The organism is Natrialba sp. INN-245 (assembly GCF_009807105.1).
In the GTDB taxonomy this organism is placed as follows: Archaea; Halobacteriota; Halobacteria; order Halobacteriales; family Natrialbaceae; genus Natrarchaeobius; species Natrarchaeobius swarupiae.
Map to the genome: position 1 here is coordinate 1 of NZ_WUBV01000035.1, position 10526 is coordinate 10526.

General features: G+C 55.3%; 9 protein-coding genes and 6 pseudogenes. 12 read left to right on the forward strand and 3 right to left on the reverse strand.

What is annotated here, in order from left to right; translation table 11 throughout:
- Window positions 1–100: 100 nt before the first annotated feature.
- From GRS80_RS10315 to GRS80_RS10335, 5 genes and pseudogenes are all read left to right on the forward strand, one after another.
- Window positions 101–397: pseudogene (locus GRS80_RS10315) on the forward strand (transposase); the annotation flags it as partial.
- 28 nt (window positions 398–425) lie between these two features.
- Window positions 426–1005, forward strand: a pseudogene (locus GRS80_RS10320) (DUF6610 family protein); the annotation flags it as partial.
- Window positions 1006–1076: 71 nt separating this feature from the next.
- Window positions 1077–1424 carry a hypothetical protein gene (locus tag GRS80_RS10325; RefSeq protein ID WP_343161528.1) on the forward strand — a complete coding sequence of 116 codons (348 nt, stop codon included), beginning with the start codon at window positions 1077–1079 and terminating at the stop codon, window positions 1422–1424.
- 113 nt (window positions 1425–1537) lie between these two features.
- Window positions 1538–2221, forward strand: coding sequence for a helix-turn-helix domain-containing protein (locus GRS80_RS10330; protein WP_200840367.1), 684 nt, complete (start codon window positions 1538–1540; stop codon window positions 2219–2221).
- Window positions 2222–2233: 12 nt separating this feature from the next.
- Entirely contained in the window at window positions 2234–2920 is a 687-nt protein-coding gene (locus tag GRS80_RS10335; RefSeq protein WP_149083183.1) for a hypothetical protein, read from the forward strand.
- 134 nt (window positions 2921–3054) lie between these two features.
- Here the strand turns inward: GRS80_RS10335 and GRS80_RS10340 are convergent, their stop codons facing one another.
- Complete coding sequence (locus tag GRS80_RS10340) at window positions 3055–3291, reverse strand: hypothetical protein (protein ID WP_160047497.1); 237 nt, start codon at window positions 3289–3291, stop codon at window positions 3055–3057.
- 506 nt (window positions 3292–3797) lie between these two features.
- Between GRS80_RS10340 and GRS80_RS10345 the strand changes: the two genes are divergently transcribed.
- The 4 genes from GRS80_RS10345 to GRS80_RS10360 all read left to right on the forward strand — a co-directional run bounded on the left by GRS80_RS10345 (window position 3798) and on the right by GRS80_RS10360 (window position 6924).
- A complete protein-coding gene (locus tag GRS80_RS10345) occupies window positions 3798–4733 on the forward strand; it encodes an ArdC-like ssDNA-binding domain-containing protein (protein WP_160047498.1) in 936 nt (311 codons plus the stop codon).
- Window positions 4726–4947 carry a HalOD1 output domain-containing protein gene (locus GRS80_RS10350; RefSeq protein ID WP_160047499.1) on the forward strand — a complete coding sequence of 74 codons (222 nt, stop codon included), beginning with the start codon at window positions 4726–4728 and terminating at the stop codon, window positions 4945–4947. Before GRS80_RS10345 ends, GRS80_RS10350 begins: the two co-directional genes overlap by 8 nt.
- Before the next feature lie 184 nt (window positions 4948–5131).
- The gene (locus GRS80_RS10355; protein ID WP_160047500.1) at window positions 5132–6082 is read left to right on the forward strand and encodes a winged helix DNA-binding protein; all 951 of its coding nucleotides are present in this window, start codon (window positions 5132–5134) and stop codon (window positions 6080–6082) included.
- The gene (locus GRS80_RS10360; protein WP_160047501.1) at window positions 6079–6924 is read left to right on the forward strand and encodes a DUF6036 family nucleotidyltransferase; all 846 of its coding nucleotides are present in this window, start codon (window positions 6079–6081) and stop codon (window positions 6922–6924) included. The genes GRS80_RS10355 and GRS80_RS10360 overlap by 4 nt, the downstream gene beginning before the upstream one ends.
- Before the next feature lie 9 nt (window positions 6925–6933).
- Here GRS80_RS10360 and GRS80_RS10365 read toward each other — a convergent pair whose 3' ends face one another.
- On the reverse strand, window positions 6934–7515 hold the full coding sequence (locus GRS80_RS10365; RefSeq protein ID WP_160047502.1) for a hypothetical protein: 582 nt from the start codon (window positions 7513–7515) through the stop codon (window positions 6934–6936).
- Between the two features lie 169 nt (window positions 7516–7684).
- Here GRS80_RS10365 and GRS80_RS10370 point away from each other — a divergent pair.
- Together GRS80_RS10370 and GRS80_RS20405 are read left to right on the forward strand one after the other, a co-directional pair.
- Window positions 7685–8424 (forward strand): annotated as a pseudogene (locus GRS80_RS10370) (hypothetical protein); the annotation flags it as partial.
- Window positions 8410–8577, forward strand: a pseudogene (locus GRS80_RS20405) (ISH6 family transposase); the annotation flags it as partial. The pseudogenes GRS80_RS10370 and GRS80_RS20405, both read left to right, overlap by 15 nt.
- A gap of 13 nt (window positions 8578–8590) precedes the next feature.
- On the opposite strand, the pseudogene GRS80_RS10375 reads toward GRS80_RS20405, so the two are convergent.
- Window positions 8591–9656, reverse strand: a pseudogene (locus tag GRS80_RS10375) (IS630 family transposase).
- A gap of 49 nt (window positions 9657–9705) precedes the next feature.
- Here GRS80_RS10375 and GRS80_RS10380 point away from each other — a divergent pair.
- Window positions 9706–10425, forward strand: a pseudogene (locus tag GRS80_RS10380) (ISH3 family transposase); the annotation flags it as partial.
- Window positions 10426–10526 lie beyond the last annotated feature (101 nt).

Sequence of the window (10526 nt, forward strand, 5' to 3'; positions counted from 1 at the left end):
GAGATCGTCCTCACTGAGGTGACGGACGATCTCTTTTTCTTGTCCCGCCATTACCCTACCAACTCAAAGCATACCTAAATCTTCTGTGAACCACTACTGCGAGAAGGAGCCACTGACTGTCTACACCGATGGATTTCGTGCCTACGATCCGCTGGCCGAGGACGACGCATTCGACCGCGAATACGTCGTCCACGGCGACGGCAAATACGCCGACGAAGACGTTCACGTCAATATTTGCGAGAGCAACGGATCGCTGTTGCGACCGTGGCTCTCGCCTCATCGAGGCATCTCAAAAGATAAACTCACACAGTATCTCCGAGCGTTTCAACTTCGGCGAAAGTTACTGCGGAAACCAGGGAGAAAAGCGCTCAAACACGCTGTCAAAGCCACGCTGTGAAATCAACAAAGTGCTACACAAGAGCGATTCACGGGGATACGCCGACCGCCTGGCCCACGAGTTCTCCGACCCAGCTGATTGGAGAGGGCGGCGCGTCCACATCCTTGGTGGAAGTCCGCCCAAGCAGCTCGACGCCATTCGACAGCTAACCAGACCGACACTCACCCACGATCCACCGGCCGGCATCGTCGGTGTCAACTGGAACGGGCTGCATCATGGCGCACAGTTCGGTGAGTTCTGGACGGCCGACAGCTGGGACGACAGCGGTCGCGATGCTGACCACGTTACCGGCCGAAAGACGGTGCGCCACAGCCTCGCTCGCGTCCGTGAGTTCTCGGAGGGTGCACGGAATCTGGCCCGAAACGACACCGAAAGACGACGGGCTGGCCGTCGAGTACGAGGGACCGAGTCCTGGCGATCTCGAGGACGCCGCCTGTACCGAGTGCAGGGCGAACGTCTGGCGAACTCGCCGCGGCCCATACGTCGCCGAATACGATACCGGCGCAATCTGTGGATACTGCAGCTACGAGTGCTACTTCAGCCATCATCTCCGGAACAACCTAGAGGAAATCGCCGGCGAGCAGAGCGTCTCCCTCCCGCCAGCGTGACTTCGCGACCTGTTTTTCGTGTCCCCAGAGAGGGCGAGGGCTCCTTCGAAAGCTCTCAGAGGTGAATTCCAGTGAGTCAACAACAGCGTCCCGACAACATCTCGATCGACAAGGTCCCGGTCGATATCGACACCACGCAATCAACGGAGGTCGATTCCACCGACGTCCCCGACGAAATCGAATCCATCACCCGTGGGCTCGCCGGTGAGCAGCCGCCGCCGAATCCGCTGGTCGTGCTGAAAGCGGCCCGGTGGTGGTACATTCACGGCAAAGGCGGCACGGATCCCGCCTTCCAATGGCCTATCGAGTGGGCACGTCACCTTGCGACCGACACGCCTAGCGATGTCGAGCAGTTTAACGAGTTCCTCGAGTATCTCGTTTCCGTCGGCTTCGCTGACGAGAGACACGAACTTCCATGACCGTCGACGCAAGTTGTTGTGAAGCGGGTTGGTCGATAATACAGTCGAATTTCGTGCTTGTATCGGCGATAGATTCTTGTCTTGCTATCTCGTTCAAGATAACATCGAAAACGATGGTAACAGTCGAACTTATGAATTCCACTGCTGCGAAGATCGTCTTAGTAACACAGCGTGGTGATTCAATTAACCGAATTTCGAATAAGGTCGGGACATCGTATTCGTGGGTGTACGACTGGATTGATCGATTGGATGACGGTAATATTATCTCGAAAACAGATAGTGGAATTCAGGTCGCCGATTACGAGATGCGCCGTCGATACGAAGAGATGATGGGAACATTATACAGCCGCGACGAAGTCTCGCAGGATGATGCGTACGTGATCCCACACTTTGCCGGTATGGAGTACGCGTACACCGAAATCGATGCCGCTTACATATGGACGGATGGTGGATACCAGATCGCGCGCAGTCACAATGATTACCCAGTTTTTATCCAGATCCACGAGCGTGACATCGATAGGTGGATCGAGTTCTTCGAACGGTTCGGAATCGATACCACCGTTGGTGAACGACCGGATGCAGACGATGTCGACGGAAGCGTCCACTACGTCTTATTCCCCCAGACTGATGGGATCGATGTCGAGTGGAACGATGGCAACCCCGTGATTCCGTTAGACGATGCGGTCGAACAGATGATGCAGACTCGAGCGGCATACGAACCAGCGTTGGAGATTATCGCCAATGAGTATGATGTCGATATTGACGCGAATCACCACGATCAGCTACCTGCTGACTGAGCAGATTTGAATATGAGTCTCCAAGAGCGACAAGCCGAACTTATCGATACGCATCGTGCCATACAGGACGAGGAACTTCCATACGTTCTCGTTGGAGGCTGGGCAGTCTCAGCTTTCCAGACGCGTTTCACCACCGATGTCGATATGGTCATCCCTGAGACGGAGCTCGAGGCGTACGATGACCTGCTCGGCGAATTAGACTATAGGAAGGAGTTCGACAACGACATTGCAAACGTCTACGAGGGGCGCATCGTCAGATACGAGAAACAGGTTAACGACACCACTGTGGAGTTCGACGCACTGGTCGGCACACTCCGTTGCCGCCAGACCGATGCCGAATGGTCATATCGATATCTCCACGAACACAGTGTCATCAAGACGCTAGAGATAACGGACAATCTAACCGCTCGCATCCCGAAACCCGCCTTACTGTTCGCGCTCAAACTCCACAGCGGTCGGCTTGCGGATGCTCGAGATCTCGTCATCGTTGGTTCTGAAGCTGATCTCGATCAGATCGAACATCACGTTCATCGGGGCAATCCGGAGCAACTTGCCGAACAGATTGAAAATGTGGTTGAACAACTGGAACACGAAGGGTTTGCGGATTCGTTCAAGGGTGTTTTCCAGCAGAAAGCACTACCAGAGGACGAGATCGACGAATTGATCGAGTTCCTACGGTCTCAGCTCAAGAAGCTCTAAGCGATCGTACCGACGACTCCACTTGTTGTGTAAATACGGCTCGCTGGTAGCACATCCGCAAAGATAGAGACAAAAGGGGACGTGGTCTCTTCGATGAGTCATTCCCTGTACAAAACGGTGGTGTCCGAGTACCCTTACTCCGGGTCGGCGTTCGGGCGGGCCTCCGGTGTGAACTCGAGCATTCCAATAGCAGCGATGCAGTCGGGACAGTACGTCCTCGTAACAGCTGCGTAACGGTCGGCGAGTTCGGGGCAGGGTTCGCTCGAGAGGGAGATCACCCGTTCGGCCGGGATCGGCTCGCCGCACCGATCACAGACGGGTTCTGCGAGCTCGTCATCGGATCCATTTGAGGGGATCTCGCTGGAGCTCATTCGTGGTTCCTCCTTGTGTGTCGCCACTGGCAACAGAGTGACTGACCACTTTGGAGCTGACTCGAGTTATGTAGACGGGCGCGATTCGGAGGGGAACGGTGACTCAGCCAGGGCTGTAACTGATCGTTGGCGATACTCAACCGTCGTGCGAGACCTTTTTGTCTCGGTAGGAGTAACGAAAGCATGGCAGCCAAACGTGCCGTGTTTGGAAGCCACCGTCTCGGGTGTGGTAGCACCCGGGGCATTTTAATACGCAATGCCCCCGCGTCCGCTGTTTTGGAGCGCGATGGCTTCCATCCCAATGGATGTAACCTACAATAATATAATTTCTGGTGTGGGGATAATGAAATCGATCGCTTTGACAACCAGATAACGCATCAGCCACATGGAAGCGTCAATATCGACTGACTAGCGACTTCGCATCCGTTCGTTGTCTGCGTGTTTTTTGAGACCCCACCGGGTGGTGGAGGTCTTCTCGAGTTCGACTCGAGAGACATGAATCGATCATGGCTACGAGCAGCAGCACCCGGGAAACGTTCGACGATTCCGATACCCGGCACGACGAGATGCACAGTACGATCGAAGCGTGGCTTGGAGACCTTGTCGAGGAGGTTGATGACGCCGTTTCGAGCGAGCAATTCAAAGAGTGGCTCGACGTGCAGAGCCGATTCCACGACTACTCGCACCGGAACACGTTGTTGATCAAATTGCAGTGTCCGCATGCGACCACGGTCGCCGGCTACCGAACGTGGCAAAACGAATTCGACCGGCACGTGAGAGAGGGTGAGAAGGCGATCTGGATCTGGGCACCGATCATCGCGAAACAGTGCCCTGAATGCGGGAACTCACCATCGTATCATGAACGGAGTGACTGCGAATACGACGATACTGAACCCGACGAGTGGGACAAAGGGCTCGTCGGCTTTCGGCCAGCGTCGGTCTTCGATGTCTCACAGACTGAGGGGGAGCCACTCCCAGAGCTTGAGACGGAAGCACTCGGTAACGCGAACGAACTGGTCCCAGTACTCCTCGAGGCGGCATCCGTCCTCGAGGTGGGGGTTGAGATCGTCCCGTCTCGGGGATGGTCTCACGGTAGCGCCAAGGGCGTCTGTCAGTATCGCCTGGGGACACAGCCACTCGTGGAAGTGCGTGATCGTGAAAACGAGGCTGATCTCGCTGTCACACTCGTTCACGAGTACGCTCACGCGCTGTTACACGGTGGTATTGATACCGAAGACGAACGATCGAAACGGGAACTCGAGGCCGAAGCTGTCGGCTACATCGTCGGTCGATATTTTGGGCTGGACACGAGTGGATCAGCGTTCTACCTCGCTGCGTGGGAGGGAGACGAACCGGAGACGTTGCTTGATCGACTCGAGCGCATTAGTTCGACGTCTCAGGAGATCATCGATGCCGTCGAGGAGATGATGAGCGATGAGTGAGCAGCGGTTGTTGTTTGAGATTGTCGAAGCCCTCGAGGAACAGGGACTCGATCAGGACGAGTACCAACTACAGCGGGTGATAGATGTCGACGCACTCGAGCAACTCGTGGATTCGACGAGTCCATACACTGAACTCGAGGTTCGATTCACGGTTGGTGAGTTCCGTGTACTGGTTGCCGATTCCGAAGTGACTGTCAACAAATATACAAAATAGGAGGTTCATGTCGCCCCGGCCGAACAACCCGATACCTCGGGTGCCATTACCGCTGGTGTCAGAACTTTCCATCACAAAACCCTCTAGCCACCATTAATATTTATAATGTGAAATGCTGTATATAATCTATGTAGTCTCAAATAACGAAAAGGTTTTATAAATTGTTTGCGTAATATGAGATGACATGGTAGAAAAGAGCCACTTACAACTATTATCACATCTTGTAGTAGAGGGTGAGTCGGAAGTAGGTATCAGTACGCTCGCTGATCAACTCGGTTGGAGCGCCGGCCACACCTCACGTATCGTCTCCGAATTAGAAGCCTACGGCTACGTCCGAACCAAGCAAAGCGGTCGGCAAAAGTTGGTTTCGCCAACGGATATCGAACCAATCGAGCAACTCGAGGGACTTCTCACGGAATATAGCCACATGGATCTGCCTGATCTCATTGCTGGCGCTGGGTTACTCGTTCTGTATTATCTCGATCAAGGACGGACCGCAACCGAGTTGGCCGAACTGAGTGGTGTTAGTCAGGCCACAATATACCGCCGATTAGATGACTTTCAGCGCGTTGGTGTCGTTGGGAAATCGAAATCCCAGTATCGTCTCAATGATCCGTTTGCAGTGTTGGCCCCGATCGCTCAAGGACTACTCCATCAAAAGCATCGTCGTGAAGCACAACGACACACGAGTGGACTCAACTTTCTCTGGGAAACACACAACGAATTCCTCTTCGCCTGCGACAGTGACGTTACTGCTGACGGATTTTACCTGACCGGGCCTGCCCTGTTCGAAGCGTTCGATGTTCCGCTTCTCACCAGAGATCGGCGACACTACTTCCGGACGGACCGACTCTCCGAGATCACTCCCGCAGAATTAGTCTGCCACACACTGCTGATCGATGACGGCTCCCGGTACCGAATGTACTGTCTCTTATTGATACAACAACAGGACATCGAGCGAACGGCGCTACGGGAACGTGCTGAACACTATCTTCCCGAAGCAGGGATCGATCTGCGCGCCATCGTCGATGAGCTCATCGAATACTTAGAGACAGACGGAACGACAACAACCGAGCAATTGCCCAAATGGGAAGACTTCAAACAAACGGCCAGAGACTATGAGATCACTGTATGAGTTCTCGTGAACGATTCGGTCGGAATTATATCGAGGCCGAGCTCCGGGAAATCGCAGATCACCTCCAGACGGACGTTGATGCCTATCTCATCGGCGGTGGCGCAATGTCGCTTCACGAGCCGTCTCTCAAGGACACGACCAAAGATATCGATCTCGTCGTCGTGGACGAGGCGGCCCTTCGCCGTCTAATGGGGGTACTCGACGACCTCGGCTATGCGGAAGTTACCGATCTCGGTGAGGAGTACGACCGGTTAGGAGCGCGTCACTGCGTTCGAAACGATGCCGGCTGTCAGTTCGACGTCTTCTATCGACAGATTGCCGATAAGCTGTATTTCAGCGACGGAATGCAAGCGCGGGGTGAAGCGTTTCTTTCGGACGAGTCCTTCTCAGTCGGGCTCGTTTCGTTCGAGGACATCTTCCTCTTCAAGGCCGTCGCAGAGCGTCCGGACGATATCGGAGACATGGCGACACTCGTCCAGACAGATCTCGACTTCGATGTGATCGAAGACGAGATCGAACGCCAGGTCGACCTCCTGGGAGGTGAACAATTTGTCACAGTGATCTCCGAATCGCTGGAACGGCTCGATCAGAACGAAGGTATCCAAACACCCCTCGACGATGTCGTCCGGGAGTACTACCAACGGTACATGAACGGGTACGAACTCCGGTTACAGTTAGACGAGGACACCGCAAAATCCGTCAGCGAACTCGCGTCGACGTTAGACGTTTCAGAAGAAGAGATCGAACGTCGATACGAGTATCTCGAGCAGTACGGGTTCGTCGAACGGACCAGTGAAGGGATACGAGATACCGGGAAACGCGACGAATTTCAGCGGTCCTGATAGCTCGTCCTACTTTTCGAGAGAGTCGCCGAATTCTTTCTGGAACCCTTCGAGAAGTCGTCCGAAGCCGGATTGGAGGAAAAACTCGGCGTCCTCTTTCGCCTCGAGGAGGTGCTTTCGGCGTTTATCCGAGTACTCCGTTGCCATCTCGTCTAATTCGACGGCGAACGCCTCGATCGTCTCCTCGTCCTCGAGGGAATCGTAGGTTCTGAACACGTCTTTCAGCCCGCGCTTGGCCGATTGCCTGACACGACCGTCCTCGTCGGTCAGTGCCTCCAGCAGGAATCCACCGATTTCGTCCGTTTGTTGGCGAACGGTGTCCACATCTGCCTCGATCGATCGGTCGCTCTCAGCGACGGCGGACACCAGTGCGATCCCCGGTGTCAGTCGTTCTGCAACCCGGACGGTCGACTGTCGGACGTATCCGTCCTCGCTCTGAGCGTAGATGGAAGTCAACTTGTCAAAGCAGGTCTCGAACAACTGAACCCGTTCATCGAGATCTAACTCCTGAATTTCGTCGATCGTCTCGGTAACCTGCTCGGAATCACCTGATCGAATGTCGGCCGCAAATTCGTCCCACCGTTGTTCCATATCGATCTATTGGGCCACCTAGTCCATAATACTCGGCGTATTGGAGGCACGATGAAGTGACGACAGGAGGGGCGTGATTTCGAGGGTGTTGACAGCCTCGACGGCCACAATGATGACCGGTCCGGACGCATCCCGTACGGTTTTGCGTTCCGATCACTTCTCATCTACTATGCCGTTTAGTGTGAGTTGGCACACGCTCCTCGACGAACTCGATGATCTCCCGGATGGAGCGACGCTCGTCACGCCCCTGTCGCACAATCGGTTCCGGATCAGCGACGTACAGGAGCAACGTGTCATCATCAGCTTTGAGGACAAAGACGAACAGCGACCACTCCAGCGCGATCAGTTCGAGACGCTGTACCGGCGCATCACCGATGCACCGAACGGGTTCCAGCTCGATCGGCTCCCGCCTGATGCCGATCCCTACCCGGCGGTGTGGAGCCTCCATCCTCGATTCGAGATCGACGAGGATGCTGGCGTGATCGTCGAGACCGATGGGCCGACAGCGACACAGCTGCTCGAGGCCGAAACCGAGCCGGAGACCGAAGACCGGACGGAACCCGATCTCGATGTGTACGCTGACGCGCTCCTGCTGGTTGATGCGCTCGAGCGCCACGACGTAACCACGCTAGAGGAGATGGAAACGGAGGCACTGGTCAATCTGTACACCCTACTCTCGGACGTACAGCGCAACGCCAACAGTTTCCGCCAAGATGTTGCTGACGTACTCCTCAATCGCCTCCACCACGATCGGCCTGTAACGGTCCGTTCGGCTCTGTTCAACGAACGACTCGGCGCAACCGTACGCTCAAGGACGATGAGGAAGTTCTGGCGGCGCTCGAGGACGCTGGAATCGATCCCGAGCGTGTCATGGGTGTGGACCGCAACAAGGTTGATGACGCGCTCGAGGGACAAGAGATACCGTGGACATCGAACGTGGTTGAACGAGCCATGGGAGAAATCTCGAAACGGTGTAAAAACCAGTGGATGCGATGGACAGAATCCGGGTTAGAATCGCTCCTCTGGCTCAATCTCGTGAGATATGCCGATCCTGAGCAGTTCGCGGCATGAGTGATCAGCGCAACTTCTGAACATCTGGGAGGAATGTCCCGATCCAGTCATTAGCGAAGCTCAGCCGATGGCTCAACCGAAGAAATGCCTCGGTGAGAAACTCCCTGAAGTGGTCCCGGTCCGCGAAGATCTCTGGCGAGATCTCGCGTTTCAGGTCTTTCCACAGTGGTTCGATGGCGTTTAGTGTTGGTGAATACGGCGGGATGAAGACGAACTCGATGCCGAGTTCGTCGGCTCGTTCCTGGGTGAGTTTCGCGTGATGAGAGCCGTAGTTGTCGGCCACGAGCAGAATCCGTCCGACCGGATTCTGCTCGCGGATCTCTTCGAGCGCCTCAACGATCGTCTCCTTAACCAACCGCTTTTTGAACGTGATTACACTCTGGCCAGTCAGCGCGTAGAAGCCAATTGACCGCCGCGGAAACGTGACCAGCGGCTTCTCGATCGTCACTGTTCGATCAAACGACCACATTCGCTGAGAGTTGTCGAACGGTTGGGGCCAGGCTTCATCGAAAAAATCCGAACACGACCGGTTCTTCTTCCTCGTTATCCGGCTCCCCGGGATCCTCGCCGAGCGCCCGATCAAGGCGCTCGGCGAGAATCTCTTCAGCATCGTCGGGTCGTCGTGGATCCATCGGTCGGGGTTTGGCGTAATTCATGCCTGCTTCTCGAAGTTTTCGGCTCAGATGGGACGGGTGATACGTGACGTTGTATCGATCTTCGATAAGTGCGTGAATCTGCTTGGGAGTCCATGGCTGGCCCTCTTCAAGCATTTCACAGAGTTCGTCCCACTGTTGTGGCGTGAGCTTCGGCGGCCGGCCGCCGCCGAAGCGTGGGCGAAGACCCTCTACGCCACCATCGTTCCACGCCAGTGCCCACCGACGCGTCGTGGATCGGGAGATCCCGACGCGTCGACCTGCTTGCTCGCGCGTGTCTCCCTGATAGAGGTTCTTGATGTAACACAGTCGCCGGACGAGACGGGTCTCGTCCGCCTCCTGAGCCGATTCAATCGCTTGATCGAGTTCTTCCTCAGACAAATGTCGCACCAACAAACCACGCTGACTCTTGTTCATCGAGAACAATACGCTTCCAAAGGGGTCAACGCTTTCGCAGACCACTCCGCCCCTCGATCCCGGCGAGATCTGGGCTGTCGTCATTCTTGCAGCCGTCAACCAGACCTCTGTCTGGGAAACGTGCAAAGAGAACGACGACACTCCCTGTGACGATACCGTGATGAACTGGTTACACACGCTCGACCGGGAGTGGCTTGAGTTCGTTGCTAACCTCCTGCTCAGACAGTTAGCGATGACGATCCTCGACCCTGACCGGTCGAGGATCGTCTCCATCGACTTTGTCGATAACCCCTATCACGGGACCTACGCCGACGACGAAGGCGAACTCTGTCGCATGCACGCCAAAGATGGTACAACCACGTGTCACCGCTACTGTACGGCGTATCTCGTTTCGAACGAGAAGCCGGTGACGTTGGCCATGACCTACGTCCGCAGCGACGAATCAGAGGCCGACGCGGTCGAGCGTGTCCTCGACCGCGTCAAGGCCTATCCCTTTGAGATAGACCTTCTCCTGGCTGATCGTGGCATCTACAACGAACGCATTCTGCGCCGATCTCGGGAAATCGCTGCAACCGTTGTTCCCGTCCAAAACAAGGGCGATCGTATGCAAGAGAAGCTAGAGACGCACTGCTCGTACATGACGACCTATCGAATGTACAAGGGCCGCGAGCGGGAACTGGAATTCCCGCTCGCGGTCGCAGTGTCCTATCAAGCTGGAGATCGAGGAAAGAGCGGTGAGGTTGTACGAGGGTATGTGGCGTGCGATCTATAATAAGTACGAAAACTTTTGTGAGTTAAGATCGATGAGCAAGTAATGGAACGCTCACGTCGAAAGGAGATTAAGCGTCACCTGACTGAGGAAGAAATCGA

Excerpts from the sequence above, each read along its gene's own strand:
- GRS80_RS10330 (WP_200840367.1), top strand. The coding sequence starts at position 1,538 with ATGGTAACAGTCGAACTTATGAATTCCACTGCTGCGAAGATCGTCTTA.
- GRS80_RS10335 (WP_149083183.1), top strand. The coding sequence starts at position 2,234 with ATGAGTCTCCAAGAGCGACAAGCCGAACTTATCGATACGCATCGTGCC.
- GRS80_RS10340 (WP_160047497.1), bottom strand. The coding sequence starts at position 3,291 with ATGAGCTCCAGCGAGATCCCCTCAAATGGATCCGATGACGAGCTCGCA.
- GRS80_RS10345 (WP_160047498.1), top strand. The coding sequence starts at position 3,798 with ATGGCTACGAGCAGCAGCACCCGGGAAACGTTCGACGATTCCGATACC.
- GRS80_RS10350 (WP_160047499.1), top strand. The coding sequence starts at position 4,726 with ATGAGTGAGCAGCGGTTGTTGTTTGAGATTGTCGAAGCCCTCGAGGAA.
- GRS80_RS10355 (WP_160047500.1), top strand. The coding sequence starts at position 5,132 with ATGGTAGAAAAGAGCCACTTACAACTATTATCACATCTTGTAGTAGAG.
- GRS80_RS10360 (WP_160047501.1), top strand. The coding sequence starts at position 6,079 with ATGAGTTCTCGTGAACGATTCGGTCGGAATTATATCGAGGCCGAGCTC.
- GRS80_RS10365 (WP_160047502.1), bottom strand. The coding sequence starts at position 7,515 with ATGGAACAACGGTGGGACGAATTTGCGGCCGACATTCGATCAGGTGAT.